The following is a 26,835-nucleotide window of genomic DNA, read 5'->3' as shown; positions in this document are numbered from 1 at the left end:
CGCGAAGGAAGTGAAAACTATCCGCGCGTCTCGCGGATGATCACGGTCTTTCGAATTTCCAGGGTCAGGCGCTCACGCAAACCGGCGGGAGCCTGCTCACCACCACATTTGCGGCTCACCAGGCTCTTCAACTGCTGCTCGATGCCGTAGTGCTCGAGGCAGGGTGCGCAGGTGTCGATGTGGGATTGCAGCCGTGCCCGGGCGTGACTGTCGCACTCGTTGTCCAGCAACAGCCAGACGTCCGCGATGACAGCCGAACAATCGAGTCGTTCGGTTTCATCGATGTCTTCGGGCGATCCCCGGCCCGCTACGTCTCCAGTACTCATCGGGCAACCTCCTGTTCCTGGCCGCCGGCGCTACGGCCGGAAGTTCCTCTGTTGAATCCTCGCTCGCGCGCGACATCGCCGAGCAGATCGCGCAATTGCTTACGGCCGCGGTGCAACCGCGACATGACGGTGCCGATGGGCGTGTCCATGATCTGGGCGATCTCCTTGTACGGCAGACCCTCCACGTCGGCGTAGTACACGGCCATCCGGAAGTCTTCGGGCAACTCTTGCAGAGCCGCTTTGATGTCGTCGTCCGGCAGCGCGTCGAGCGCTTCGATCTCCGCAGACCTCAATCCGGCGGACGTGTGTTCCGCAGTAGCGGCCAACTGCCAGTCGGTGATCTCGTCGGTCGGATACTGCGCAGGCTGGCGTTGCCGCTTGCGGTATCCGTTGATGTAGGTGTTGGTCAGGATGCGGTACAGCCACGCCTTCAGGTTGGTACCGGCCTTGAACGACTTGAAAGCGGTGAACGCTTTCACGTAGGTCTCCTGCACCAGATCTTCTGCGTCCGCGGGATTGCGCGTCATGCGCAATGCGGCGCCATACATCTGATCGAGCAACGGGAGTGCATCACGCTCAAAACGGGCGAACTGCTCTTCCGGTGTTTCGGCTGCTGCTTCGGCTTCTGTCACGACAATCCCTTCAAGACCCGCGGGAATATCAAGTCTGTCGAGCAAGCCTACCGACCCGGTCTCTTCCGAGTTACTGTGCACACCACACCTCCTTCGCAGATGACTCAACACCGCGCCGAGGTGGCTTGTTCCGGATGAGTCGACTTTCGCCGACGCTGCATCCAAACCTCCTGGGAGAATGACCGGCTATGGCGGCAACCGCGGCGATCAAGGCCCTGGACCTGGGCGGGATCAACCATCGTGTGCACAAGTACGCGACCACCTCAGACGGCGCATGGGGCCCTGAGGCCGTCACCCACATGGCCGGCGCCGGAGCCGTTGGCGAACAGATCTTCAAAACGCTTGTGATCGACGTCGGCGGCACACTTGCGGTGGCAGTGATCCCGGTGCCCGAACGGCTGTCGCTCAAAGCAGCCGCCGCGGCCCTGGGCCTCACCGGAAAAGCCGCGATGGCCGACCCGAAAGACGTCATGCGGGTGACCGGCTATGTACTCGGCGGGGTGTCTCCCGTCGGACAGAAGAAGGCCCTTCCGACAGTGGTCGACGACAGCGCGCATCTGTGGGACACCGTGTTCTGCAGCGCGGGCAAGCGCGGATTGGAGATCGAACTCGCCCCGGGCGACCTCATCGCCGTATGCGGCGCCGTGGTCGCAGACATCCTCGCCTGACTGCGGTCAGTCCGGGTTTCGTGGGTAGTTCGCCTCGTACTCGCTCCTGGTGACCTCGCGGCGGGCCTGACGCTTGACGTCGATGAGGCTCCCGTCCAGACCGTTGCTGGTCAACAGGTGCCGTCGGTAGATGCTCATCAAGGCGATCTCGAAATACACCAGCGGGATCAGCAGGAGCGCGATCATGCCTATGCGGTAGACGAACGGGCCCGGGACCAGCAGTGCGAAAGCCAGCAGGATCGGTACGAACGGGAGTACGCCTCGGATGATGTAGCGGCGTCTGCTGCCCGGCCCGGTCACGTCCCGGACCACCCAGTCGCGCATCGACTCCGGGAGCGGTCGGCCGAGCAGGTATTTGACCACCTGCAGGGGATTAGGGGTGTCCTTGGTACTCACACGCGCTCGATGAGATCGGCACGGTTGTTGCGCACGTTGTTCACGTCCGTCGATACCCGGTAGGGCTCGAGGTGCGGTTCGGGTAGGGCGTCGAGCAATTCGCGGGCCACATCGGCCTTTCCGCTGGTGCAATCCAGCCATCGGTCCTGCAGCTCCGGCGTCACGATCACCGGGGTGCGGTCATGGATGTGGCCCAACGCGTCCGCCGCCGGACGGGTGATGACGGTGGTCGTCCAGAGCCATCGGTCGGGATCGTCCTTGGCTTTCTCGGGGTCGGGCCACAGCTCGTACAGGCCGGCGAATCCGAGAATGGGCTGGTCGGGGTCGTGCAGAAAGTACGGGATCTTCTTGCCGTCGGCATCCTTGGTCCACTCGAAGAATCCCGCAGCGGGAAGGATGCAGCGCCGCCGTGCCGCCGCCGCCTTGAACGATGGTTTCTCGGTCAACGTCTCCGAGCGGGCGTTGATCATGCGGCTGCCGATCTTGGGGTCCTTCGCCCAACTGGGCACCAGACCCCAGCGCAGGGGGCGCAGCTGCCGGGTGACGGCGGGTTCGGAGTCGGGGTCATCCGGATCCGACCGCTCTGCTCGCTCGAGGACGGTCGGCACCGTCGTGGTCGGCGCGACGTTGTACGACGGACGGTCGAGTGTGCTCGCGTCGTCCTCGGCCAAGGCGGCATCGAACGCCGCGACCAGATCAGAAGTACTCGCCGTGGTGGCGTATCGACCGCACATGAACGTCATTATCCACCCCGTCCGACACCCCGCTCCCACCGATATCCCCACGCCACGGACCGGTCGACGCAGCACGGCGCCCCTCGACAAATCGAGAGGCGCCGGACTCGGATGCGCTGCGTCAGGCTGCGGCGGCCTCCTGGACCTTGGCGATCTGCTTGTTGAGTAGTTCGACGACGAACGCATCATCGGCGTTGTTCCAGCTGCCGGCCGTCTCACCGGTCAGGGTGATCTGGACGCTGACCGTCGTGCCGTCCACGTAAGCGCCTGTGGACCGGATGGTGATGGGCACACTCTCGGTGCCGACGGTCGCGGTTCCGCTGCTGATGATGGTGGTGGCGGGAACCGTGCTGCCTTCGACCTCTTCAGTCGAGTTCTCCATCTCGGCAACCAGCTCGCCGCCGCTGTCGAGTGGGCCGCGCATGGTCATCGCGGGGCAGGCCGCGATGTCGCTCGCGACCTGCTCGAGGCTGCCGTTCTGGCCGAGGACCACCTCGGTCTCGATGGTGCTGCCATCCTCGAGGGAGTATTCGACCTTGGCTCGGTCGAATGCCTCGGTGCCCTCGTCCATCTCGGCAATGGCCGCACAGTTGGCCGGGGTGACCTCCGGATCGGAGTCATCGTCGGCGTCGATGGCCGCCTTGTCCATGATGATGTACTCGCCACCGGGCGGGAAGTCCGATTCTGCGAGCATCAGGTCTTCGGCGCGGGCGTCGAGTTCGGCCGCGGTGGGCCCGGCGCTGCTCGCGGGGGCCGCGCTCTGAGACGAATCCCCGGAGTCGGACGAATCGCTCGAACAGGCCGACAGGGTCAAAAGTGCTGCCGCACACACGGCGATCGCTGCGCCGCTGCGGTGGATGCCAAGTTTCATGAAAAGAACATAGCGGCCACACCGCGCGAAAGCCCCGGCTTGTCCATCATTCGACAGACTTCATTCCAGCAGGTCAACCAGTGGACGAGGAAACGATCTGGGGCGGTGACGGGGGACGTGAAAGACTGACCAGGTGAATGCCTGGAATGCCCCGTACGCTCCGGCGCCTGTGCACGCCACGGTGACGCTGCCCGGTAGCAAGTCGATCACCAACCGGGCTTTGGTCATCGCGGCGCACGCCGACGGCCCGTCGACCCTGGCGGGCACGCTGCGCAGTCGCGACACCGATCTGATGCTCTCCGCCCTCGAGTCGCTCGGTGTGGGTGTCGACACGGATCCGGCCGACCCCACCCGGGTGACGATCACCCCGGCATCGATGCACGGTGCGGTGATCGATTGCGGTCTGGCCGGAACCGTCATGCGCTTCGTTCCCGCACTGGCCGCACTCGCGGACGGCAAGGTCGAGTTCGACGGCGACGAGCAGGCCCGCACCCGCCCGCTCCACACGATCCTCGACGCGCTGCGCGACATCGGCGTCGATGTGGACGGCAGCGCATTACCGTTCACCGTTCGCGGTGTCGGGGCGGTACGAGGAGGTGACGTCACCGTCGATGCCTCCGCGTCCTCGCAATTCGTGTCCGGCCTACTGCTCTCCGGTGCCCGGTTCACTGAAGGCCTCACCATCCATCACGTGGGCGAGCCGGTTCCGTCCATGCCGCACATCGAGATGACCATCGACATGTTGCGCGAGGCCGGCGTCGAGGTCGACACGACAGTCGCCGACCGCTGGCGCATCGCGCCGGGGCCGGTACGCGCCGTCGATTGGCAGATCGAACCGGACCTGTCCAACGCCGCGGCGTTCCTGGCGGCGGCCGCCGTCACCGGCGGACAGATCAGCGTCCCCCGATGGCCGGCGCGCACCACCCAACCCGGAGCCGTCATCGTGGACATCCTCGAGGCCATGGGGTGCCGGAGCGCTGTCACCGGCGGAGTGCTGACCATCACCGGACCGGGTGTGTTGCAGGGCATTTCCTGGGATATGAGTGCGATCGGCGAGTTGACGCCGACCGTCGCCGCGATGTGTGCACTGGCCGAGGGACCTTCGGAGTTGTCCGGGATCGCGCATCTGCGTGGACACGAGACCGACCGTCTCGCGGCGCTGGTCACCGAGATCACCAGGCTCGGCGGCGGGTGCAGGGAGACCTCCGACGGTTTGGTCATCGACCCGGCGCCGCTGCACGGCGGCCTGTGGCACGCGTACGCAGATCACCGGATGGCCACAGCGGGCGCGCTGGTGGGTCTGGTGACCGAGGGAGTCCAGGTGGACGACGTACAGACCACCGCGAAAACCCTCCCCGACTTCCCTGCGATGTGGGCCGGGATGATCCGCGGTTGAGCAAGCGGCAGTACGACGAGTCCGATGTCCGGGTGCGCCCGGGCAAGAGCAGTCGTCCGCGGACCAAGACCCGTCCGGAACACAACGATGCCGAAACCGCGATGGTGGTCTCGGTCGATCGTGGTCGGTGGGGTGTCGTGCTCGAAGACGACCCCAGCACCCGGGTGGTGTGCATGCGGGCACGCGAACTCGGCCGGACTCCGATCGTGGTCGGTGACGACGTGTCGGTCGTCGGTGACCTGTCGGGCAAAACCGACACCCTCGCCCGCATCGTGCGGGTCGCCGAGCGCCGAACGGTTCTTCGCCGCACCGCCGACGACACCGATCCGTACGAGCGGATCGTCGTTGCGAATGCCGACCAGCTCCTCATCGTCACCGCCCTCGCCGATCCCCCGCCGCGCACCGGATTCGTCGAAAGAGCTTTGGCGGCAGCCTACGTCGGCGGCCTGACGCCGGTGTTGTGCCTGACCAAGGGCGACCTCGCCGATCCAGAATCATTCCGGGCGGCGTTCGCCGACCTGGAGTTGCCGGTCCTGATCGCCGGACGCGACGACCCACTCGAGCCGGCACAAGAACTGTTGGCGGGCAAGATCACCGCCCTGATCGGGCACAGCGGCGTCGGCAAGTCGACGTTGATCAATCGGCTCGTGCCCGATGCCTACCGCGCGACGGCCGTCGTATCCGGGGTCGGCAAGGGACGGCACACGTCCACACAGTCGGTCGTCCTGCCGCTGCCCGGTGGCGGCTGGGTCGTCGACACCCCGGGGATCAGGTCCTTCGGACTGGCCCACATCGGCCCGGAGGACGTCATCCGGGCGTTCGACGACTTGAGCGCCGCGATCGAGAATTGCCCCAGAGGCTGCACCCACTTCGGCCCTCCGGCCGATCCGGAATGCGCGCTCGACGCGCTGACCGGTCAGCACCACCGGCGCGCGATGGCGGTCCGAGAGTTGCTGGTCGCCCTCAGTGTCGCCAACCCCTGGGATTGACCCACCAAACGCTCCACAAATGCGAAGACGCTCCACATATTTGTGGAGCGTCGTCGCATTTGTGGAGCGTTTGAAACTCAGCTGGCGCGCAAGGCTTTCCGCTTCGCGGCGACCTCGGCGATCGCTGTCTTCAGGCCGGCTCGCTTCTCTTCGCCTGCCGCAGCCAACTGCTTACCGCGCACAGTCGCAGCTGCGCGCAGGCCGGTGAACTTCTTCTCCGACGCGGTCTCGGGAGCATCGTCCGCTGTCGCCGTCAGGAAACGGTCGGGCAGCGACAGCTTGCTGATGGTCCGGAACGTCTGCCAGTACTGGCCGGACAGCGAGCCGGTGGTGTACGGGAGGTCGTACTTCTCGCAGAGCTCGCGGATCCGGACACCGATCTCGGCGTAGCGGTTGGACGGCAGGTCCGGGTACAGATGGTGTTCGATCTGGTAGCAGAGATTGCCGCTCATGAACGCCATCGCGGGTCCGGCCTTGAAATTCGCGGTGCCGAGCATCTGCCGGAGGTACCACTGACCGTGGGTCTCGTCGACCAACGTCTCCTCGGTGAACTTCTCTGCGCCGTCGGGGAAATGCCCGCAGAAGATGACGACGTAGGCCCAGAAGTTACGGATCACATTGGCGGTCAGGTTGGCCGTCAACGTGCGACGGGCGGCCTTGCCGGACAGCAACGGGAAGATGACGAAGTCCTTGGCCAGCTGCCGGGCCACTTTCCTGCCGAAAGACTTGATCTGCGGTACCGCGATCTCTTTCGGCTTGTTGCCCGCCAGATATTCCTTGATCTCCAGGTCGTGCAGCCCGATCCCCCACTCGAAGGTGGCCGCCAACAACAGGTTTGCCAGTGGCTGGGTGGCGTGCTTCCACTGCCACGGCTCGTCGCGGGTGACCCGGAGAAGCCGATAGCCCACGTCGTGGTCCATGTTGATGACGTTCGTGTACTTGTGATGAATGTAGTTGTGGGAGTGCTTCCAGTGTTCGGAAGCACAAACCATGTCCCATTCCCAGGACGTCGAGTGGATCTCCGGGTCGTTCATCCAGTCCCACTGGCCGTGCATCACGTTGTGACCGAGTTCCATGTTCTCGATGATCTTGGCAACCGACAGCATGGCGGTCCCGGCGAGCCAGAAACCCCGGTTGCGACTGCCCAGCAGGGTCAGTCGGCCACCGACCTCCAGGATGCGCTGTGCCGCAATCGTGCGACGCAGATATCGCGCGTCCCGCACGCCACGATCGGACTCGATCTCGCGACGCAGCGCGTCCAACTCGGCGCCGAGTGCTTCGACATCCGCTTCGGTCAGGTGCGCGTATTCGTTTATGTCAGTGATTGCCATTGCGCGTGATCACTCCTCGCCGGCGTAGTCCCCGGGGCGACGCTTGCGGCGCCCCCGCTCGTGTTCGACCAGCCCGCCAGGGGTCTGGACGTAGTGTGTGTCGATTCATTGTCCACGCGTTCCGGTGTACTGGCGAACCGGACGCGGTGATCAGGCAGCCCGCACGCCGTCCGCCTGCGAGCGACGCAACCTGATGACCGGAGACCGCTTGCGGCGCAGGTTCTTGATCGCGCTGCGCAGACCGCTGCGTCTGCCGGTCGCCGGATCGATGGCCGCCACGAGTCGCTGCTCAGGATCGGTCTTGAAACGACGCTCGGACGCGGTTTCGGGCGCGTCGTCAGCGGTGGCCTTGAGGTACTTGTTCGGCAACGACAGTTTGGCGATGGTCCGCCATGACTTGCCGTACTGCACCAGGAAGGGGCCTGTCGTGTACGGCAGGTCGTATTTCTCGCACAACGCCTGGACCCGCACGGAGATCTCGGCCAATCGGTTGCTCGGCAGGTCCGGGAACAGATGGTGCTCGATCTGGTAGCAGAGGTTTCCGCTCATGAAGGCCAACGGCTTGCCGGCATGGAAGTTGGCACTGCCCAGCATCTGCCGCAGATACCACTGGGCCTGCGTCTCGTTTTCCATGTCCCGCTTGGTGAACTTCTCGGCCCCATCCGGGAAGTGTCCGCAGAAGATCACGGCGTTGGTCCAGATGTTGCGGATGGTGTTACCGACGAAGGTGGCGGTCATTGCCCGACCCCAGGCATTCCACGACCGGTTGGCACCTCCGGCCAGCGCCGGGTAGACCACGTAGTCCTTGCTGATCTGCCTGCCGACCTTGATGCCGACGTCCTTGAGGTCCTTCTTGAAGGCCTCCGGGTTCGGGTGTTTGCCTGCGGCCACACGACCGAGCTCGAGGTGCTGGACGGCAACGCCGTACTGGAAGAACAGCATGAGGAGTGTGTTGAACGGGATGTTGCCCAGATTGAAGGGCTTCCACCGCTGGTCACGGGTGACCCGGATCAGTCCGTAGCCCACGTCGTCGTCCATGCCGAGGACGTTGGTGTACTTGTGATGGATGTAGTTGTGGGTGTGCTTCCAGTGCGCCGACGGGCCGGTGTTGTCCCACTCCCAGCTGGTCGAATGCACCTCGGGATCGTTCATCCAATCCCACTGTCCGTGCATGACGTTGTGGCCGAGTTCCATGTTCTCGACGATCTTGGAGATACCCAGCGCACCGGCGCCCAGCGCCCACAACTTGCGGTCACGAGCTCCGAAGAGCAACGCCCGCCCGGACAGCTCGAGGGTGCGCTGAAAGCGGATGGTGTTCCGGATGTACTTGGCATCGCGCTCGCCGCGGTCGGCTTCGATGTCCCGACGGATGGCGTCGAACTCCGCGCCGAGGGCTTCGACATCGGCGTCGGTCAGGTGGGCGTACTCGGGAATATCGGAAATAGCCATCGAGAAAACTCCTCTGGGTACTCTGCACGGAGGGTCAGCGTCGAAGCTGAGAGCAACCTACGGATACGTAACTTACGCCATCGTAGGTTCCGGGACCGTAAGTTGTCCAGTGGGGTGAGACTCACCTCACGCCTCCACCGAGACCACTTTTGTCCCCTCTGCGAGCTATAGTTGTCGGGTACTCCGCGCCAAATGCGCGGAACCGTCGTGGAACTGCTTCCTCGTGATACGGCCGCCGAAGAGATTCGGCGCTCATCTTTACGAGTCGATCAAACCCACTGAGCTATTCACACGGCGATCGTTACTGCCCACCCACACCGGTGGCCGAGTTTGAACCGGCCCAGGCGTGCGGCAGTCGCGCCCACCAGCGGTGAATCGTGCTCGAGACACCGCGTAAAACGGAAAACGTGATTCTTTGATGACTCCTGTTTCGAATTCCACTGCAACCACCCCCGATACGGCTTCATTCGCCGCTCTGGGTGTACCCCCGCGCCTGGTCAAGGTGCTGACCGCCGGCGGCATCACCGCCCCCTTCCCCATCCAGGCGGATACCCTGCCGGACAGCCTCTCGGGACGTGACGTCCTCGGTCGCGGAAAGACCGGCAGCGGCAAGACCTTGGCTTTCGCCATCCCGATGGTCGCCCGGCTCGCCGAAGGCACCACTGCGGGCGCCGGACGGCCCCGCGGCCTGATCCTTGCCCCCACCCGCGAGCTGGCCACCCAGATCACCGCGGTCGTCCAGCCGATGGCAGCAGCCCTCGGCTTGACCGTGACCACCATTTTCGGCGGCGTTCCGCAGGGCCGTCAGGCATCTGCACTGCGCGGCGGCGTCGACATCGTGGTGGCCTGCCCCGGTCGCCTCGAAGACCTCATGCGCCAGCGCCTCGTGCGTTTGGACCGCGTCGAGATCTCCGTGCTCGACGAGGCCGATCACATGGCTGACCTGGGCTTCCTGCCCGGAGTCACCCGCATCCTCACCGCCACTCCGACCGGTGGACAGCGCCTGCTGTTCTCTGCGACGCTCGACAACGGCGTCGACAAGCTGGTCAAGCGGTTCCTGGACCAGCCGGTCATGCACTCGGTCGATGAGGCCACCTCGCACGTCTCGGCGATGACCCACCACATCTTCGAGGTGTCCGGCCAGGACTCGAAGAAGGGCGTCGTGTTCGCCCTGGCTTCGGGCCGCGGCCGCCGGATCCTGTTCATGCGTACCAAGCACCAGGCACGCAAGCTGGCCAAGCAGCTCACCGACGCCGGTATCCCCAGCGTCGACCTGCACGGCAACCTCTCGCAGGGTGCTCGCGACCGCAACCTGCTGGCCTTCTCCAGCGGCAAGGCACGCGTTCTCGTCGCCACCGATGTCGCAGCCCGCGGCGTCCACGTCGATGATGTCGAGCTGGTCGTGCACGTGGACCCGCCGACCGAGCACAAGGCCTACCTGCACCGCTCGGGCCGTACCGCCCGCGCAGGCAGCGCAGGCGATGTGGTCACCCTGACCCTCCCGGAGCAGCGTCGCGACATGTCGCAGCTGCTGCGCAAGGCCGCGATCAAGGCCACCCCGATCAAGGTGACCTCGGACTCCGAGCAGCTCAAGGCACTCGTCGGCGAGCCCGCCGACCTGGTGGCCCCGCCTGCGGTGAGCAACGTCCCGAACCGCACGGCCAAGGCGCCCGGCAGCAGCCGTTCCGGCGGCAGCCGTCGCCCCGCCCGTCCGACCGCCAACGGTTCCGCGCCGTATGAGGGTCGCGGGCGCGGTCAGAGCGCACGGTCCGAAGGTGGTCGCGCTGAAAACGGTCGCAGCCGCGGCCATACCGGCGGTGGCGGAAGCCGTCGCACCAGCACGACCAGCCGTACCGGTTCTGCCCGCTAGCAATTTCTGACGACAAACCCACCTGTTACAGGCAAACCCACCCGCTCGAGCGGGTGGGTTTGCCTGGTACGGGTGGGTTTGTGCGTCGTGGGGCAAGTGCCGGGGGGTCAGACCTCCAGCGTGCAATCACCGGCTGCGACGCTGACACAGGTCTGAATGCGTTCGCCCTCAACGTGTTCGGTGCCACTTCGCAGGTCTCGCACGCAGCCTTTACCGAGCATGACGACGCAGCTCTGGCAGATGCCCATCCGACAGCCGAACGGCATCTGGACGCCCGCGGCCTCCCCCGCCGCCATCAGTGTTGTGGCCCCGTCGACCGTGGCGGTCTTCCCCGTGGTGGCGAACGTGACGGTTCCGCCCTCGGCCCCGACCTCACCCCGTTCGAGTGCGAAGCGTTCGATGTGTAGGTGATCGCGCCGATCGGCCTGCGTCCACATGTGGGTCAGCGAATCCAGCAGCGGCGCGGGACCACACGCCCAGGTCTGCCGCTGCGCCCAGTCCGGGACGAGTGCATCGAGCCGCGCTTCGTCGATTTTGCCTTGGCTCCGGGTCAGCTGTATGTGAGTGCGCAACAGGCCTTGGGCCTCTAGCTCCTTCAACTCTTCGCCGAACATCACGTCATCTGCGGTTGGTACCGAGTGAACCAATTGCACATCGGTGTGCTGCTTACGCGAGGCCATGGTGCGCAGCATCGACATGATCGGTGTGATGCCGCTACCGGCGGTGACGAACAGCAGCTTGTCCGGGAGCACTGCCGGCAGCACGAACTCGCCCTGCGGCGCTGCCAGCCTGACGACAGTTCCCGGCGCCAAACCGTTCACCAGGTGACCCGAGAGGAATCCCTCGGCCATCGCCTTCACGGTGATCGACACCAGCTTGCTGCGCCCCTCACCCGAGGTGAGCGGTACGGACGTCAGCGAGTACGACCGCCAGGTCCAGCGGCCCTCCACCAGCACGCCGATACCCATGTACTGGCCGGGCTGATAGTCGAAGGAGAAGCCCCAGCCTGGCTTGATGACGATCGTGGCCGAGTCCGAGGTCTCGGGCCGGACCTCGACGATCTTGCCGCGCAGCTCGCGCGCCGACCACAGCGGGTTGGCCAGGTGCAGATAGTCGTCAGGAAGCAGTGGCGTGGTGACCCGGGCCGCGAGCGCGCGAATGGTGTTCATCGCCCGGTGGCGACTCGCGACGTCCCGTACCGGCTCTTCCAATCGTTCACGCCAACCCACTTGATGCCTCCATTCGACGAGCCCGTGTCACGTTAACCTACTTAGGCCGTAGGTTAGGCGACGCCGTCGCGCCAGATGAGGTAGGTCACCTGTGACCAGTCAACGCCGATATTGTCCCGATCAGAGCAGCTCGAGCAGGAACGGCAGCTCCTGGGTGGCATACCAGCCCAGGTCGAAGTCCTCGACATCACCGACTGCGAGCTCTGAGTCCTCGTCCCCGAGATCGGCAGAATCGACCAGTGCAACAGCTCTGATCACCTTGTCCTCGGCGTCCGCGCCGTCGACGAGTATTGATGCGACAGCCGAAAGGGGCACCACTGCGCCGACTTTCACGACTGCGGCATCGAGATCCGGGCGCAACTTGACCTCGTCGATGTCGGCGGCAATCACCACTCGACGCGCGGGCAATGCCGGTGCATCCGCGGACTCGACGGGCTCGTCGTCGCTGTCGGCGGCGATGAGTCGCAACGACGCCCGCGCCGCCTCGCGGATGGCGGCTTCGGCGAGCTCCTCGTCGTCACCGTCCACATACGATTCACGCAGAGCGGGGGTGAGCGCGAACGCCGTACCACCCACCGGCCTGAAGTCGCCGGATTCGTTGAGCGCCACCAACATCGACAGCGTCGCGGGTAGATATATTCTCATGTGACCTTTCTGGAAGCACGACGGAGGCGGATCACCGTGTGCGGGGAAGTAATTCTTCGAACGAATCGTTGAGGTACTCGGTCATCGCACCCAGATCCCACATCACTGTCCGATCGGCGTTGAAAGCGAAGTAGATTCGGCCGTTGTAGGACGTGAGTCCCACAGCCAGAGCGCGATTGCGCACCATGACCGGCACCGGATAGATCGCGAGGACCTCGTTGCCCGCGAGATACTGGGCAGTCCTAGGACCGCGGGCGATGGTGATCGGCAGGTTGAACGCGCGTCGGGACAGCGACGCCGCCGCGCGGGCACTCATCGCGTGAAAGGTGGCCGGGCCGATTTCCGGAATCCACGGCTCCACACCCATGCTCGAACGCCGGTTCGACTGTGAATGACGGTCGGCCAACTGCGCGACCTGCGAGAGCCGAACCGCCGGATTCGGTTCTCCGACGGGGAGGTCCGTCACAAATCCGCGCAGTCCTCCGGCCATCCACTCCGCGGGTCCACCGGAGACGCCCCCATCGAACTCGTCGGCGCCGCCTCCGGTCGGATACGCAGACAGCGGCACCATCGCCCGCACGGTCTCGACCTGATCGACGGCCCGCTCCCTCGACAACAGCCAGCGTCGCAAGGACCCCGCGATCGCGGCCAGGATGACGTCGTTGGGCGCGCACCCGTGGCGCTCGGCGATGTCGACACAGTCGTCAGCCGACACCGACGCGACGGTGAACCGCCGGGCGGGTGCGGTCCCGCCGTTCAGGGGGCTCGGTGGAGCCGAACTCGTGGCGATCTTCATGACCGTCTCGACCCGCCGGGCAGCACCGAGGAACGCTGCCCCCACCGACGTCACCTGATTGGTCGCGGCGCGTACCTGATCCACCATCTCCCACGGCCTGGTCAGCACGTCCGTGATCGCGTCGACCACGAGTTCGCCGTTGCCCGGCTCCCGGTCCGGTAGCCAGAGATCTTCGGGCATCGCCGGGGGGTCGCGGGTGTCGTCGACGATGATCTGATTGATCTCCAGCGCTTCGTGACCGTCGACCAGCGCCCGGTGGGTCTTGGTGAGGATGGCCATGCGATCGTCGGCGAGCCCTTCCACCAGATACATCTCCCACAGCGGGCGCGTGCGTTCGAGCGGCCGCGACATCAACCGCGCGACGAGGTCGTGCAGCTGGTCGTCGGCGCCCGGGCTCGGCAACGCCGATCTGCGCACGTGATAGGTGATGTCGAACTCGCGGTCGTCCACCCAGACCGGACGTGCCAGGCCGAGCGTCACCTCACGTATTTTCTGGCGGTACCGCGGGACCAGCTGCAGCCGGCTCTCGACCGTACTGAGCAGCTTCGGGTAATCGAGGCCGCCCGGACGACGCTCCAGGATCAGCAACGATCCCACCTGAGTGGTGGCGCCGCGCTCGTCGAGGTAGTAGTACATCGAGTCCTGAGGCGACAGCCGGTTCACATCGGCAATCGTAACCGCCGGGCGAGTTGCGGGCGCAGCCGTGGCAAGGCGCGGCGGGTCACCCACGGCGACGGCGAATCACTCGACGGTGACCGCGACCAGCATCCAGCGCCATTGTTTACGGCGCGGCGCCGCCGGTACGGCAGCAGGCATCGTGATCAGACGTTTCTCCACCCGCGCGCCCATGGCGTGTACGCGGTCGCCCCGGCGATAGACTACGGTGACCTCCGCGGCGTCCGGGCGCGAACTCTGGCTGTGTAGGCGCAGCAGGGTGGAGGAGGCCGGACTGCGCGTGGCACTTCCTGCAGCCAGGAGCACTCGGAACTGGTCCGAGATGTGTGGCAGCGCGACCCGCCCCAACTGCCCGATCGGCCGCCTCCTATCCATGACCTCGAGAACCAACTTGACTGCGCCGGTCGCAAACTGACGTATCTCGATGTTCACGGCCTCCGGCCGCGGCGGCGCGACCGGTTGCCGCGGTGGCGAGACGAGGGGTTCGCGAACCCCCGAACCCGATTCGAGGGCCTCCGGCTCGTACCGCGGCACCGGTACCACTCGCAGGCGCGCGGGCGGAGGGTCGACGTAGGTCATCTGGGCAGTGCGAGCTGAAGTCATTACGCCCCCCGGCGAGTTCGCGACACCGACCGGCGACGCCGGCCCGGTACCAAGAAAACCCGGGTACCAGCAGTACGACGTGTACCACGGCACCCGGGTTCCCCTACGAGCTCAGAAAGTCAGCGTTTCCTGCGCGACTTCGGCGGTTTGGAGCCCGATCCCTTGGCTCCTGCACGCGCCGCGGCACGACGCTCCTTGCGGGTGCCATCGGCCTGGCCGTTCGCCGATCCACCTGCTTGCCGGACCGACGTGCCGCCGGTCTCGGACGGTCCGCTGTACGTCAGACGAGCGTTGTCGTCGTCGTTGATCCCCTTGGCCCGCAACGCAGCCGGTGCAGCCGGTGTCGGCGCCGCCTGCTGGGTCGGCAACGGCGCCGGAGCAGCGGGAGCCTTTGTCGTCGACACTGCAGGCGCCTGCGCAGCCGGCTGCGCAGGCGTGGTCTCGACACTGACGTTGTAGAGGAATCCGAGCGACTCCTCCTTCAGTCCTTCGAGCATGCCGGTGAACATGTCGAAGCCCTCACGCTGGTATTCGACCACCGGGTCACGCTGGGCCATCGATCGTAGGTGGATACCTTCGCGCAGGTAATCCATCTCGTAGAGATGGTCGCGCCACTTCCGGTCGAGCACACTCAGCAGAATCGTACGTTCGAGCTGGCGCATGGCGGAGTCGCCTGCGATGGCCTCGATCTCCTTCTCCCGCTTCTCGTACGCCGCATGGGCATCGGCAACAAGGGTTTCGCGGAGTTCCTCTGCGGTGATCTCTTTACGTTCGCCGTACTCGTTCTCGGCGAGCAACTCCTTGTAGTCGAGCTCGATCGGGTACAGCGTCTTGACCGCGGTCCAGAGCTGTTCGAGATCCCAGTCCTCGACGTAGCCTTCCGACGTCGCGCCGTCTACATAGGCGCCGACGACATCATCGATCATGCGCCTGACCTGTTCGCTGTGATCCTCGCCTTCGAGAATCGTGCGGCGCTCGGAGTAGATGACCTTGCGCTGCTGGTTCATCACCTCGTCGTACTTAAGTACGTTCTTACGTACCTCGAAGTTCTGCTGCTCCACCTGCGTCTGCGCACTGCGGATGGCCTTGGTGACCATCTTCGCCTCGATCGGCACATCGTCGGGAAGGTTGACCCGGTTCATGATCGACTCGAGAGCGCCGCCATTGAATCGACGCATCAGCTCGTCGCCCAGCGAGAGATAGAAGCGGGATTCACCGGGGTCGCCCTGACGCCCGGAGCGGCCACGTAGCTGGTCATCGATACGGCGCGACTCGTGACGCTCGGTACCGAGCACGTATAGACCGCCCGATTCCCGGACCTTGACCGCGTCCTCGGCGACTTCCTCCTTGACCGCAGCGATCACCTCGTCCCACGCGGCCTCGTACTCTTCCGGCGTCTCGACAGGATCGAGGCCCGCCTTGCGGAGGCGGAGGTCGGCGAGGATGTCCGGGTTACCGCCGAGCACGACGTCGGTACCGCGGCCGGCCATATTGGTGGCGACCGTGACCGCACCGCTGCGGCCTGCCTCGGCGATGATCTGCGCTTCCTGCTCGTGGAATTTGGCGTTGAGCACGTTGTGCGGGATCCCGCGCTTCTTGAGCTGCCGGGCCAGGTACTCCGAACGCTCGACACTGGTGGTACCGATGAGAACCGGCTGCCCCTTCTCGTGCCGTTCGGTGATGTCGTCGACCACCGCGTCGAACTTCGCCTCTTCGGTCTTGTAGATCAGGTCGGTCTGATCTGCCCGGATCATCGGCTTGTTCGTCGGGATCGGCAGCACGCCCAATTTGTAGATCTGGTCGAGCTCGGCGGCTTCGGTCTGTGCCGTGCCGGTCATCCCGGACAGCTTGTCGTACATACGGAAGTAGTTCTGCAGCGTGATGGTGGCGAGGGTCTGGTTCTCGGCCTTGATCTCGACGCGCTCTTTCGCCTCGATGGCCTGGTGCAGGCCTTCGTTGAAACGCCGTCCGTCCAGGACACGACCGGTGAACTCGTCGACGATCAGGACTTCACCGTTACGGACGATGTAGTCCTTGTCCTTCTCGAAGAGCTCTTTGACCTTGATCGCGTTGTTCAGGTAGCCCACGAGCGGCGAGTTGGCGGCCTCGTACAGGTTGTCGATACCCAGTTGGTCCTCGACGAACTCGACGCCTTCTTCATGGACACCGATGGTCTTCTTACGGATGTCGACTTCGTAGTGGACGTCCTTCTTCAGCATCGGAGCGATCCGCGCGAACTCGGCATACCACTTGCTCGACGAATCGGTCGGGCCGGAGATGATCAGCGGCGTCCTGGCCTCGTCGATCAAGATCGAGTCGACCTCGTCGACCACGGCGAACGGATGCCCGCGCTGCACGAGATCGGCCAGCGAGTGCGCCATGTTGTCGCGCAGATAGTCGAAGCCGAACTCGTTGTTGGTCCCGTAGGTGATGTCGGCGTTGTAGGCCTCGCGCCGCTGGTCCGGCGTCATGCCGGTCAGGATCACCGCGGTCTCGAGTCCGAGGAAGCGATGTACGCGGCCCATCCACTCGGAGTCACGTTTGGCGAGGTAGTCGTTGACGGTCACCACGTGGACGCCATCGCCTGCCAGCGCGTTGAGATAGGCGGGCAGCACACAGGTGAGGGTCTTGCCCTCACCGGTCTTCATCTCGGCGATGTTGCCGAAGTGCAGAGCCGCGCCACCCATGATCTGGACATGGAAATGTTTCTGGGAGAGCACCCGCCATGAAGCTTCTCGGGCGACCGCGAACGCCTCGGGCAGCAGCTCATCGAGGGTCTCGCCCTCCGCTATCCGCTTCTTGAACTCGTCGGTCTTCGCCCGCAATTCCTCGTCGGACAGAGCCTCGATCTCTTTGTCGAGCGTCTCCACATGCGAAGCGATCGCATCCAGGCGTTTGACCATCCGGCCTTCACCGACGCGCAGCAGCTTGTTGAGCACTGGTTTTATCCTCAATCCGATCGACTACACACGAAATCCGACCTACAGATCCCCGCAGGTCGGACTCCATGGTAGCCACGCTCGTCGAAGGGGTACCTCAGTGAGGCCGGTCAGGCCCCTGCGGGGCCGCTAGGCGAGCCGGATCAATCCGTAATCGAAGGCGTGTCGTCGGTAGACGACCGATGGCTTGTCGGATTCCTTGTCGTGAAAGAGGAAGAAGTCGTGACCGACCAGTTCCATCTCGTACAACGCATCGTCGACGGTCATGGGGATCGCCTCGTGCTCCTTGATTCGCACGATCTGACCCGGACCTGCGGTCTCCGGAAGGTGATCGGCCCAACGATCGTCGTCGGTGGCCGGTTCGGCGAATGCCTGACCGTTGAGGATCGGATCTGCTGCCGCGGTGGCCTCGGCCACCGAGATCGGGGTGCGTAGGCCGTGGTGGACCTTACGGCGGTCCTTGGTCCGACGGAGTCGGGACTGCAGCTTGTTCAGGGCCGCGTCGAGTGCGGCATAGAAGTTCTCGGCACACGCTTCGCCTCGCACCACCGGGCCCTTGCCCACCGCGGTGATCTCGAGGCGCTGACAGATCTTCGACTGTCTACGGTTCTTCTCGTGGTGGAGCTCGACATCGAATCGGAAGATCGACGGGTCGAAGCGTTCGACGCGCGAGAGCTTGTCCATCACGTGGATGCGGAAGTGTTCGGGGATTTCGACGTTCCGGCCGCTGACCTGCACTTCGGCGTCAGGGCGGGACAGTTCGTCTGAGTCGGATCGGACGTATATGCCCGGGTCGAAGGGATCGGCGCTGGTCGTGGGGTCTGAACCCGGATCGGGGCTGACATCGTTGCCTGAAACGGCATTCTTGCCGACACTTGTCGTCACTGCGGCGTACCTCCTGGATTGGTGAACAGGACTTCCGATACCGCGACCGCACTCGGCCACATACCGGTCTGAGAGTTGGGCCTCACCTCCCCACGTCACCCGGTGGGTGATCTGACCTCTGGCATTCGAGAGTGCACCTCCGACGTTAGTCTGCCGGGCAGTTGTTCGCCACACTTTCGACAACGCATGTTCACTTACACGTTGAATTGGGCAAACCCGCCACGACGCCGCTACCCCGTGCCAATAACCATGCCTGCCAAGCATTTCGGCGACTTCGCGCGGCTCAGGCGGCCGCCACCACCAGCACGAGGTGTACCTCGACACCGGCGCGCCTGAGCACGTCGATCGAGTGGGCGGCGGTACTGCCGGTGGTGAGCACATCATCGAGGAGTACGACGGCAGCTCCCCCGCACGCAGCGAGATCGGCTCCCCGGCGCACCCTGACGGCACCCGACAGATTCTCACCGCGCTCCGGTGCCGACAGACCTGCCGAATCCCGCGCCCACGACGAGGTGACCAACACGGGTTTCACGAAGACCCCCGAACCGAGCTCGGCTGCGGCCGCCGCCGCCAGCGCAGTGACGGGGTCGCCACCCCGGCGGCGCGCGGCCCACCATCGGGTCGGCGCGGGAATCAGGACAAGGTGCGTCGAACCGGGCAACTCCGACCACCGGTCCAGCGTCCGCAGAGCTGTCGCCAGCGCGAGCCCGATCGGATTCGTCAGGTCGGTGCGCCCGTGCTCCTTCAGTTCGAGGATCGCTCGTCTGCGCGCCCCGGTGTATCGGCCCAGCGCGTAAGCCGGGACCGGTAGCACCACACTGGTTCTCAGCTCGATCGGCGTGTCGGCGAACATGCGGGCGCAGCGTACGCACCACCTCGTGCCCGGGGTCCCACATCCCCCGCACACCGTAGGGATCACCAAGTCGACGGTCGCGCGGGCAATGCGGGCACCGGTCTTGTGCACACGCATCCGGCCATCATCACCTCTCCCGACCGCTGCGCCCGCCGGCAGCGCAGGATGGACGCCCGGTTGTCCACACGTCGCGCCGCCATCCACAGGGACTGGCACTGCGCGCGGCCGTGGCACGCCGATTTCAGTGCGGTAGAACAGGTATCGCGTTCGAACCCATGGTGGGGGTGATCTCGCTCCAGTACTGGTCCGGTTCGTCATTGGTACTGCCCAAACGCAGCACCCCACGGCTGTCGGCAGCGTAGATCGTCGACTGCCCGGCGACCACCGATGTGACCGGCGGGGTGAGGTTGCCGCTCGGGAGCGCACCCGGTGGTGTCCCGTCGATTCGGAGTTGGACCACCGGGCCGTCCGCCGCACTGCGTGCGATGACCAGGGTCTCGCTGCTCAGCCAGTCCAGAGACACCGCACCGGCGATGTTGAGCGCAGCAGCGCCGCGAGGGTTCGAGAGAACCAATCTGCCGTCGGAGCGCCGCTCGACGATCGCGAGCACCACCTGGCCGCCCACGATCATCGCCGCCCGGGCGCCGTCCTGCGAGATCTGCAGCTCGGTGATCGCACCCTGGGCCACCGACCGGATCGCTGTCGAATCCACCTCGGCCTCGGTCACCTGGCCGACCCCCGGACTCTGCGTCACCTGGGTGACCCGGTTCTCGTCGACCACGACCCAGACGGTCCGGCTGTCGCCGGCGAACGACGGACGGGTGATCGTCTCCCCTTCGAGTACCGGGGTCATCTCCGCGCCGTAGTCACCGATCCCCAGAGACAGCCGCGGCGCCGGTCCCGGTGCGATGTTCGTCGAGACCGCCGCCACCCGCCCGGCATCAGCGGAGATGTCGGCGGCCAGCAGGCTCCTGGTGGTGCCCAGGGGTCCGGGCACCGGCGTGACGGCGTTGTCTGCGACCGCCTGCAACGACCCGCCCCGGACGATGTGCAGACCCAGCGCGCCCGCGGGCGGGCTCGGGTCGAGGGATTCGACGTCGCGGGTCTGCCACCCGGCGGCGCGGCGTTCGTTGAGCGGTGCCCCGTCCGCGTCGATCACGTAGGGACCGGAGATATCGGCGTCGCTCAGCGTCCAGATGATCTGCGCAGCAAGTCGATTGCGGTCGGCATCGCCGAGGCCGTTGAGTCCGGCGAGGTCGAGCCTCACGCCTCCCGAAGGCAACGATTCGATGGAACCGTGCAGCGACGACCTGGCCGGGAATTCGTTGGTCACCGCACCACGCAGATCGTCGACCGGGCCTGCGATGAGGAGCCCGATCAGCTGATCGGCGAGCTGGTCGGCCCCGGCATACAGCCAGCGCGGATCTGCGACCAGATGTTGGTCGTCGGTGCTCGGGTAGTACAGCACGTGCGGACGATAGGAGGCCTCGAACTGCTCGCGGTCCATCATCACCCCGACCGGGAGTGGCCCGTCGATTCGCCACTGTCCCTCGACGCGGCGGAGGGACAAGCGCGTCTCGATACGTCCGGAGCTGGGGATGAGTTGCCCACTCGGTTGCAGTTCGCCGGTGTTCTCACCGTTGACCCGGACGGTGATCGTATCGTCGGTCCGATCGTCGCTGAGCACATTGATCTCGTCGAGCAGCAGGGCCCCGCCCTGGTCGTCCCACGAGTTCGACGCGTCCTGGGTCAGGAACTGCCGAGCGGCCAAGTGGCCCGAACCGGGTTGAACTGATGCCTTGAGGAAGTCCCGGACCAAGATCTCGGGGTCCATCCCCGGGCGTGGGGTAGGTACGTTCCGGGTCGGCTGGTGTCGTTCGAGTGAGCCGAGGGGCTGCGGACTGGAGTTGTTCGGGATCGACACACACGCCGACAACATCGCCATCGCGAGCAACCCGGTCAGCATCGCGACAAGGCGATGCGACCGGGCACGGGCGAACCGTCGCTCAGCCATTGCCCTGCCCCTGATCTCGTGGAGTCCTGCCCCGGCCCGGGGGTTTGAGGGGCAGGGGGCTGCCCAGCACCTTGTGTCCGCGGACCAACGGCAGGGTCAACCGGAAACACGCACCCTTGCCGGGCTCGCCCCATGCCTCGAGCCTGCCCTGGTGCAGCCGGGCGTCCTCGACGCTGATCGCGAGTCCCAGGCCGGTGCCACCCGAGCGGCGGAATCGTGATGGGTCCGAGCGCCAGAACCGGTTGAACACCAACTTCTCCTCGCCAGGACGCAAACCGATACCCCGGTCGCGCACGGTGACCGCCACCGCGTCGCCATCGGTACGCATCGTCAGTGTGACCGGCTGCTGCTCCCCGTGGTCGATGGCGTTCGCCAGCAGATTGCGCAGGATCCGCTCGACCCGTCGTGGATCGATCTCGGCGATCACCGGCTCGGCGGGCAGGTCGAGGATCAACTCGGTGTCCGTCTCCTCGGCGAGGTGCCGCACCGTCTTGACCGCGGCGTCGATCGGGATGGTCATGTTCAACCTGTCGGCGGCGAGCTCTGCCACGCCGGCGTCGTGCCGGGAGATCTCGAGCAGTTCACCCAGCAGCGTCTCGAATCGATCGAGTTCCATGTCGAGCAACTCGACGGATCGTTTGAGCACCGGCTCGAGGTCCTCACGACTTTCGAACAGCACGTCCGCCGCCATCCTCACCGTGGTCAGCGGGGTACGCAGCTCGTGGCTGACGTCGGAGGTGAACTGCCGCTGCAGACCGCCGAACTCCTCGAGGTGGGTGATCTGTTTCGACAGACTCTCGGCCATGTCGTTGAACGACATCGCGAGCCTGGCCATGTCGTCCTCGCCGCGAACCGGCATGCGTTCCTTGAGTCGGCCGTCGGCGAATCTGACCGCGATCCGCGATGCGGACCGCACCGGTATGACCACCTGCCGTGACACCAGGATGGCAATCGCTGCCAGCAGCCCGAGCAGGACCAGCCCACCGGTGAAGATCGTGCCGCGCACCAAGGAGACGGTGTTCTCCTCATTGGTCAACGGGAACACCAGGTACAGCTCCAACCCCGGTATGTCGGAGTTCGTCGGGGTACCGATGATGAGCGCCGGGCTCTGCGCGCCTCCGGTACCGGTCACCGACGAGTAGCGGTACGCCACCTGACCGCCCTGCACCATCTGCCGAAGATTGTCCGGGATCTCCCCGATCGGACCCACGCCCGTGGGTCCTGCGGGACCGGATCCAGGCGCGAGCAACACAGTGTCGAAGGTACCGACCACACCTGAGGTGTCGCCCGAATCGACGTCGCGGTCGGTGAGTATCGAGCGGGTCTGCCGCAATCTGTTCGTCAGGGAGGTGTTGCCGTCAGCACCGGAAAGGTCTCGTTCGACCGTCACCCGGGTGCGTTCGAGCTCTTCGGTGGCGGCCTGCAGCTTCAGATCGAGCAGTCGATCGGTGATCTGGCTGGTCAGGACGAAGGCGAGGATCACCAGCACGACGAACGACAGCACGAGGGTGGACACCACCACGCGCAACTGCAGCGACCGACGCCACAATTGTCCGACCGCTCTACCGACCGAGCCCACTCGCCGCATCGACGGCCCGAACGTGCCATTGATACGACGCCGAGGGCGTCCGATCACGGTGGTCCGGCCTTGTAGCCGACCCCCCTCACCGTGAGAACCACTTCAGGGTTTTCCGGATCGTTTTCGACTTTGGCCCGTAGGCGCTGAACGTGCACGTTGACCAGCCTAGTGTCGGCCGGATGCCGGTATCCCCAGACCTGCTCCAGCAGCACATCGCGGGTGAAGACCTGACGCGGCTTGCGAGCCAGGGCGACCAGCAGATCGAACTCGAGCGGCGTGAGCGAGATGGGCACGCCTTCGCGGACGACCTTGTGCGCCGGCACGTCGATCTCGACCGGTCCGATGGACAACAACTCGGCGGGCTCGTCCTCGGTACGACGCAGACGCGCCCGGACCCTGGCGACCAGTTCCTTCGGCTTGAAGGGCTTGATCATGTAGTCATCGGCACCCGACTCCAGCCCCAGCACCACGTCGACCGTGTCGGATTTGGCCGTGAGCATCACGATCGGCACGCCAGAATCGGCACGCAGCACCCGGCACACGTCGATCCCGTTCATGCCGGGCAACATCAGGTCGAGCAACACCAGGTCAGGACGGATCTCACGGACCGCGGTCAGTGCCTGGGTGCCGTCGCCCACCACAAAGGGTTCGAAGCCCTCTCCGCGCAACACGATGGTGAGCATCTCCGCCAATGCCGCATCATCGTCGACAACCAGGATCCTGGGTTTCATGGCCTCATGGTGTCACCGAATCGTCGTTATTTGTGGCTGACGCGCCGACCGCCGACCGGCTACGCTGCGGCGTATATCTCCCCGGCGCGGTTACCCTTCGTCTGTGGGCGTATTGATTGCAGTCGAAGGTGTGGACGGAGCCGGTAAGCACACATTGGTTACCGGGCTCGTGAATCGTTGGGCCACACAAGGATATCGGGTAGCGACGCTCACCTTCCCGCGGTACTCCGAGTCCGTGACCGCAGACATCGCCGCAGAGGCACTGCACGGACAACACGGCGACCTGCGCTCGAGCGTTCATGCCATGGCCCTGCTCTTCGCGCTCGACCGCAGGGATGCCGACGCCGAGCTACGGAAGTTGTTGTCCGCCAACGATGCGGTGATCCTGGACCGCTATGTCGCCTCGAATGCCGCTTACAGCGCCGCCCGACTGGGACAGGACGCCGACGGGGAGGTCGTCGATTGGGTGTCGACCCTCGAGTTCGAACGTTTCGGCCTACCTGTCCCAGACCACCACCTGTTGCTCGACATACCGACCGACGTCGCGATCGGACGTGCGCGCTCTCGCGCCGAAAACGACGCCTCCCGTGCACGCGATCACTACGAGCGCGACCACGACCTGCAGGAACGTACCGGCAACGTCTATCGAGATCTCGCCGAACGCGGATGGATGTCTCCATGGTCGAGCCTGGGCACCGAACCCGATCCCGACCTCGCCGATCGACTCATCGCCATCTGACCCGCGGTAACGACCTGGTCAAGACTCGGCGACGGCCACCGTTATGTGCGTCGATCCGCCCATACAGGTCACTAGCGTCACAACTGACGCACGCGTTGGACCGGCTACCACCGCCGGCCCGGTGGGAGGTCGGTAGATGAGTCACCTCATGATGCACCCGGGTCATCACGTACCGGTGCGGCAGACGATTGTGTTGTCCATCGCGGTGCTCGTGACCAATCTGGCGCTGGTCTGGTTCGCGCTCAGCATTCAATCCGACCCGGCCGATGACGCGACCCAGATCAGGACCCTGGTGGAGCACCAGATCGACGCCTTGAACGAACGTGACGCTGCCGCGTTACAACTGACGTATTGCCGCCAACAGGGCGACGTGGCGGACTCGATAGTCGCGGCTCTCGGCCCGCGTACCGAGGACCTCACACTGCGTGTCACCCGGATAACCGACATTCAGCGCATCGGTTCGACCTTGGCGACGGCCCACGTCGAGCTGGAATTCACCGGCCCCGACCTCGCCGCAATCGAGTTGCGGCCGGATACGGTCAGCATGTTCCGGAAGGGCGAAACAGGCTGGCAGATGTGCGATCCGGGCAACGCACCGGCTGATCTGCTGCACGTGTGACCGCCCCCACCTGACCGAGCAGGCGACCGGAGCGAAGATCACATGTCGGCAACAGTGTCAGTGTCTGATTTCAGCGGTGTTGATGGCTGTCCGAAGCGGACAGTAAGGTTCCATCAGCGGCAAAGCACCGCTGCGCAAACGCTATTCACACTCGTCCCGAGCAGTGGTCCATCGCTCACGTTCTCGCCGGAGGTCCTCAATGACGCAACCACCACAAGGTCCGTACGGACCCGGCGACAACCAGGGGGACCCGCAGTGGGGCCAGGGTCCGGGCGACGGGTCCGGGCAGCCCACCTGGGGCGGGACGCCGAACCAGCCGGGCTGGGGCGGACAGCCCGGCTCCGAACCCACCTGGGGCGGTCAGTCGGCATCGGAGCCCACCTGGAGCGGTCAGCCCGGCGGCGCCCCGGACTGGGGTAACCAGCCCCAACCGCAATACCCACCGACCGCAGACCACCCGATACCGGGCCAGACGGGCCAGTATCCGGGCTATCAGCCGTACGGGAACACCCCGCCACCAGGCGGTCCGGGTGGCCCCGGCGGTTACGGGCCACCGCCCGGTGGCGGCAAGTCGAACAAGACGCCGTGGATCATCGGGATCGCCGCGGCCGCGGTGGTCGTCCTCGTCCTGGCGGTCGTGTTGTTCGTCGTGCTCGGTGGCGACGACAACTCCGACAACGGGGCCACCGGCACCACCTCGTCGGCGACCACGACGTCCTCACAGTCGACCGTGGCGCAGGCCGAGGACGAGGTCGAGACCGCGATCCGGACCTACACGACGGCGTTCACCGACCGCGACTGGGACACCGCGATCTCGGTGACCTGTGGCGCCGAGCAGGCCACCGTACGAGAGATCCAGACCGACAACAGCGACACCGCGGGCATGAAGTTGAACTCCGTGACAGGCATCGAGGTCACGGGCGATTCCGCAGAGGCCACCGTCTCCCTGACCTTCGTCAACCCGGCCGACCAAGCAGCCCTGGAGACCAACCGATATACATTCGAGATGGAGAACCGTTTAGGGGATTGGAAGATCTGCACCACCCGCAAGATCTGATCGGTGCCCGAGGGAGGACGTCTTGAGTTATCCGCCGACCGGCCCGCCGGGATGGGGCCCTCCCGGACAGCCGGGGCCTCAGGGACGACCGCCACAGCGGCCCGGACAGGGCAGACCCCAGCAGCCGATTCAGGGGCCGGGCAATCCGTATTGGTCGCAGGGCCGGCCGCCGGGCGGCTTCGGTCCTCCCGGAGGGCAATTCCCCCCTGGCCCGCAGGGACCACAGGGCCACTGGGGTCCGCCGCCCGAGCCACCACGGAAAAAGCACACCGGTCTGATCATCGCCGGTGTGATCGCGGCGGTGGTCGTGCTGGCAGGTGCGGCTGTCGCCGCGGTGTCACTGTCCGGTTCCGGTGATGGCGACCCGGTCGCCGATCCGTCCACCTCGGTGTCGGCGACGACCACCTCGGGCGATGCCGGTACCGGCGGCGACGAAGACGCCGTCCAGGCCGCCGCAGAGAAGCGCGTGCAGCTGATCAACGATCAAGACGCGGGCGGTCTTCACGACATGGCCTGCGACGCCGACTCCCGCACCGAGTCGAGGGCCGGCTATGAAGAACTGTTCGATCGCAACGGCAGCATCGTCGCGACCATCGACGTCCAGGACGTGAACGTCGACGGCCGGGTCGGCAAAGTCGACGGCGAGATGGCCATCGACAGCGAGGTCGGCGACATCCACTGGGCTTTCAAGAAGGAAGACGGCGAGTGGCGGTTCTGCCCCAGCCTGTCCGAACGCCGGTCCAGCACCGCACCGAGCACCGGCGGAGACGACATCATCACCGGATAGCCCCCGCACAACCGAAAATGGT

At 65.4% G+C, this 26,835-nt stretch carries 25 protein-coding genes; 8 read left to right on the top strand and 17 right to left on the bottom strand.

What is annotated here, in order from left to right; all coding sequences use genetic code 11:
- Nucleotides 1-17 precede the first annotated feature (17 nt).
- Together rsrA and DFR67_RS21135 are read right to left on the bottom strand one after the other, a co-directional pair.
- Nucleotides 18-326 carry a mycothiol system anti-sigma-R factor gene (gene rsrA / locus DFR67_RS21140; protein WP_110471470.1) on the bottom strand — a complete coding sequence of 103 codons (309 nt, stop codon included), beginning with the start codon at nt 324-326 and terminating at the stop codon, nt 18-20.
- Entirely contained in the window at nt 323-1,039 is a 717-nt protein-coding gene (locus DFR67_RS21135; RefSeq protein WP_110471469.1) for a sigma-70 family RNA polymerase sigma factor, read from the bottom strand. The genes rsrA and DFR67_RS21135 overlap by 4 nt, the downstream gene beginning before the upstream one ends.
- A gap of 107 nt (nt 1,040-1,146) precedes the next feature.
- Here DFR67_RS21135 and DFR67_RS21130 point away from each other — a divergent pair, with 107 nt between their 5' ends.
- Entirely contained in the window at nt 1,147-1,626 is a 480-nt protein-coding gene (locus tag DFR67_RS21130) for an aminoacyl-tRNA deacylase (protein WP_110471468.1), read from the top strand.
- A gap of 6 nt (nt 1,627-1,632) precedes the next feature.
- On the opposite strand, the gene DFR67_RS21125 is transcribed toward DFR67_RS21130, so the two are convergent.
- The 3 genes from DFR67_RS21125 to DFR67_RS21115 all read right to left on the bottom strand — a co-directional run bounded on the left by DFR67_RS21125 (nt 1,633) and on the right by DFR67_RS21115 (nt 3,627).
- On the bottom strand, nt 1,633-2,022 hold the full coding sequence (locus DFR67_RS21125; protein ID WP_110471467.1) for a DUF5313 family protein: 390 nt from the start codon (nt 2,020-2,022) through the stop codon (nt 1,633-1,635).
- Complete coding sequence (locus DFR67_RS21120; protein ID WP_110471553.1) at nt 2,019-2,756, bottom strand: SOS response-associated peptidase; 738 nt, start codon at nt 2,754-2,756, stop codon at nt 2,019-2,021. The genes DFR67_RS21125 and DFR67_RS21120 overlap by 4 nt, the downstream gene beginning before the upstream one ends.
- Before the next feature lie 121 nt (nt 2,757-2,877).
- Nucleotides 2,878-3,627, bottom strand: coding sequence for a hypothetical protein (locus DFR67_RS21115; protein WP_110471466.1), 750 nt, complete (start codon nt 3,625-3,627; stop codon nt 2,878-2,880).
- Between the two features lie 133 nt (nt 3,628-3,760).
- Between DFR67_RS21115 and aroA the strand changes: the two genes are divergently transcribed.
- Both aroA and rsgA read left to right on the top strand, forming a co-directional pair.
- The gene (gene aroA / locus DFR67_RS21110) at nt 3,761-5,023 is read left to right on the top strand and encodes a 3-phosphoshikimate 1-carboxyvinyltransferase (RefSeq protein WP_110471465.1); all 1,263 of its coding nucleotides are present in this window, start codon (nt 3,761-3,763) and stop codon (nt 5,021-5,023) included.
- Nucleotides 5,020-6,012 (top strand): ribosome small subunit-dependent GTPase A, encoded by a 993-nt coding sequence (gene rsgA / locus DFR67_RS21105; RefSeq protein ID WP_110471552.1) that lies wholly within the window; start codon nt 5,020-5,022, stop codon nt 6,010-6,012. The genes aroA and rsgA overlap by 4 nt, the downstream gene beginning before the upstream one ends.
- Nucleotides 6,013-6,089: 77 nt before the next feature.
- Here rsgA and DFR67_RS21100 read toward each other — a convergent pair whose 3' ends face one another.
- Nucleotides 6,090-7,343, bottom strand: coding sequence for a fatty acid desaturase family protein (locus DFR67_RS21100; RefSeq protein ID WP_110471464.1), 1,254 nt, complete (start codon nt 7,341-7,343; stop codon nt 6,090-6,092).
- A gap of 150 nt (nt 7,344-7,493) precedes the next feature.
- A complete protein-coding gene (locus tag DFR67_RS21095) occupies nt 7,494-8,792 on the bottom strand; it encodes a fatty acid desaturase family protein (RefSeq protein WP_110471463.1) in 1,299 nt (432 codons plus the stop codon).
- Between the two features lie 418 nt (nt 8,793-9,210).
- Between DFR67_RS21095 and DFR67_RS21090 the strand changes: the two genes are divergently transcribed.
- Entirely contained in the window at nt 9,211-10,662 is a 1,452-nt protein-coding gene (locus tag DFR67_RS21090; protein ID WP_110471462.1) for a DEAD/DEAH box helicase, read from the top strand.
- Nucleotides 10,663-10,769: 107 nt separating this feature from the next.
- Here the strand turns inward: DFR67_RS21090 and DFR67_RS21085 are convergent, their stop codons facing one another.
- The 10 genes from DFR67_RS21085 to mtrA form a co-directional block, all read right to left on the bottom strand.
- Entirely contained in the window at nt 10,770-11,891 is a 1,122-nt protein-coding gene (locus tag DFR67_RS21085; protein ID WP_110471461.1) for a ferredoxin reductase, read from the bottom strand.
- A 120-nt stretch (nt 11,892-12,011) separates the two neighbouring features.
- Nucleotides 12,012-12,536, bottom strand: a complete 525-nt coding sequence (locus DFR67_RS21080; RefSeq protein WP_110471460.1) for a DUF6912 family protein — start codon at nt 12,534-12,536, stop codon at nt 12,012-12,014.
- Between the two features lie 31 nt (nt 12,537-12,567).
- On the bottom strand, nt 12,568-13,995 hold the full coding sequence (locus tag DFR67_RS21075; protein ID WP_342766748.1) for a wax ester/triacylglycerol synthase family O-acyltransferase: 1,428 nt from the start codon (nt 13,993-13,995) through the stop codon (nt 12,568-12,570).
- 78 nt (nt 13,996-14,073) lie between these two features.
- The gene (locus tag DFR67_RS21070) at nt 14,074-14,610 is read right to left on the bottom strand and encodes an Rv3235 family protein (RefSeq protein WP_146240494.1); all 537 of its coding nucleotides are present in this window, start codon (nt 14,608-14,610) and stop codon (nt 14,074-14,076) included.
- A 119-nt stretch (nt 14,611-14,729) separates the two neighbouring features.
- Nucleotides 14,730-17,549, bottom strand: a complete 2,820-nt coding sequence (secA, locus tag DFR67_RS21065) for a preprotein translocase subunit SecA (protein WP_110471458.1) — start codon at nt 17,547-17,549, stop codon at nt 14,730-14,732.
- Nucleotides 17,550-17,678: 129 nt separating this feature from the next.
- Nucleotides 17,679-18,335, bottom strand: coding sequence for a ribosome hibernation-promoting factor, HPF/YfiA family (hpf, locus tag DFR67_RS21060; protein ID WP_245938078.1), 657 nt, complete (start codon nt 18,333-18,335; stop codon nt 17,679-17,681).
- A 382-nt stretch (nt 18,336-18,717) separates the two neighbouring features.
- Nucleotides 18,718-19,287, bottom strand: a complete 570-nt coding sequence (locus tag DFR67_RS21055; protein ID WP_425451315.1) for a ComF family protein — start codon at nt 19,285-19,287, stop codon at nt 18,718-18,720.
- Nucleotides 19,288-19,528: 241 nt separating this feature from the next.
- Nucleotides 19,529-21,301, bottom strand: a complete 1,773-nt coding sequence (gene lpqB, locus DFR67_RS21050; protein WP_110471456.1) for an MtrAB system accessory lipoprotein LpqB — start codon at nt 21,299-21,301, stop codon at nt 19,529-19,531.
- The gene (gene mtrB, locus DFR67_RS21045) at nt 21,294-22,937 is read right to left on the bottom strand and encodes an MtrAB system histidine kinase MtrB (RefSeq protein ID WP_110471455.1); all 1,644 of its coding nucleotides are present in this window, start codon (nt 22,935-22,937) and stop codon (nt 21,294-21,296) included. Before mtrB ends, lpqB begins: the two co-directional genes overlap by 8 nt.
- Nucleotides 22,934-23,611: an MtrAB system response regulator MtrA gene (mtrA, locus tag DFR67_RS21040; RefSeq protein ID WP_084835465.1), complete on the bottom strand. Its 678-nt coding sequence runs from the start codon at nt 23,609-23,611 to the stop codon at nt 22,934-22,936. The genes mtrB and mtrA overlap by 4 nt, the downstream gene beginning before the upstream one ends.
- Before the next feature lie 103 nt (nt 23,612-23,714).
- On the opposite strand from mtrA, the gene DFR67_RS21035 reads away from it, so the two are divergent.
- From DFR67_RS21035 to DFR67_RS21015, 4 genes are all read left to right on the top strand, one after another.
- On the top strand, nt 23,715-24,350 hold the full coding sequence (locus DFR67_RS21035) for a dTMP kinase (RefSeq protein ID WP_110471454.1): 636 nt from the start codon (nt 23,715-23,717) through the stop codon (nt 24,348-24,350).
- 136 nt (nt 24,351-24,486) lie between these two features.
- A complete protein-coding gene (locus tag DFR67_RS21030; RefSeq protein ID WP_110471453.1) occupies nt 24,487-24,969 on the top strand; it encodes a hypothetical protein in 483 nt (160 codons plus the stop codon).
- A gap of 199 nt (nt 24,970-25,168) precedes the next feature.
- Nucleotides 25,169-26,026 carry an Rv0361 family membrane protein gene (locus DFR67_RS21025; RefSeq protein ID WP_110471452.1) on the top strand — a complete coding sequence of 286 codons (858 nt, stop codon included), beginning with the start codon at nt 25,169-25,171 and terminating at the stop codon, nt 26,024-26,026.
- A 22-nt stretch (nt 26,027-26,048) separates the two neighbouring features.
- A complete protein-coding gene (locus DFR67_RS21015; protein ID WP_158540006.1) occupies nt 26,049-26,813 on the top strand; it encodes a hypothetical protein in 765 nt (254 codons plus the stop codon).
- Nucleotides 26,814-26,835: the final 22 nt, after the last annotated feature.

The organism is Williamsia limnetica (genome assembly GCF_003217475.1).
In the GTDB taxonomy this organism is placed as follows: Bacteria; Actinomycetota; Actinomycetes; order Mycobacteriales; family Mycobacteriaceae; genus Williamsia; species Williamsia limnetica.
This window is presented reverse-complemented; position numbering and strand designations above follow the sequence as displayed.

What these genes read in the sequence shown, in the direction of transcription:
- rsrA (WP_110471470.1), bottom strand. Translation starts at nt 326, where the DNA reads ATGAGTACTGGAGACGTAGCGGGCCGGGGATCGCCCGAAGACATCGAT.
- DFR67_RS21130 (WP_110471468.1), top strand. Translation starts at nt 1,147, where the DNA reads ATGGCGGCAACCGCGGCGATCAAGGCCCTGGACCTGGGCGGGATCAAC.
- DFR67_RS21120 (WP_110471553.1), bottom strand. Translation starts at nt 2,756, where the DNA reads ATGTGCGGTCGATACGCCACCACGGCGAGTACTTCTGATCTGGTCGCG.
- DFR67_RS21115 (WP_110471466.1), bottom strand. Translation starts at nt 3,627, where the DNA reads ATGAAACTTGGCATCCACCGCAGCGGCGCAGCGATCGCCGTGTGTGCG.
- DFR67_RS21100 (WP_110471464.1), bottom strand. Translation starts at nt 7,343, where the DNA reads ATGGCAATCACTGACATAAACGAATACGCGCACCTGACCGAAGCGGAT.
- DFR67_RS21095 (WP_110471463.1), bottom strand. Translation starts at nt 8,792, where the DNA reads ATGGCTATTTCCGATATTCCCGAGTACGCCCACCTGACCGACGCCGAT.
- DFR67_RS21090 (WP_110471462.1), top strand. Translation starts at nt 9,211, where the DNA reads ATGACTCCTGTTTCGAATTCCACTGCAACCACCCCCGATACGGCTTCA.
- DFR67_RS21080 (WP_110471460.1), bottom strand. Translation starts at nt 12,536, where the DNA reads ATGAGAATATATCTACCCGCGACGCTGTCGATGTTGGTGGCGCTCAAC.
- DFR67_RS21070 (WP_146240494.1), bottom strand. Translation starts at nt 14,610, where the DNA reads ATGACTTCAGCTCGCACTGCCCAGATGACCTACGTCGACCCTCCGCCC.
- DFR67_RS21055 (WP_425451315.1), bottom strand. Translation starts at nt 19,287, where the DNA reads ATGTTCGCCGACACGCCGATCGAGCTGAGAACCAGTGTGGTGCTACCG.
- lpqB (WP_110471456.1), bottom strand. Translation starts at nt 21,301, where the DNA reads ATGGCTGAGCGACGGTTCGCCCGTGCCCGGTCGCATCGCCTTGTCGCG.
- mtrA (WP_084835465.1), bottom strand. Translation starts at nt 23,611, where the DNA reads ATGAAACCCAGGATCCTGGTTGTCGACGATGATGCGGCATTGGCGGAG.
- DFR67_RS21030 (WP_110471453.1), top strand. Translation starts at nt 24,487, where the DNA reads ATGAGTCACCTCATGATGCACCCGGGTCATCACGTACCGGTGCGGCAG.
- DFR67_RS21025 (WP_110471452.1), top strand. Translation starts at nt 25,169, where the DNA reads ATGACGCAACCACCACAAGGTCCGTACGGACCCGGCGACAACCAGGGG.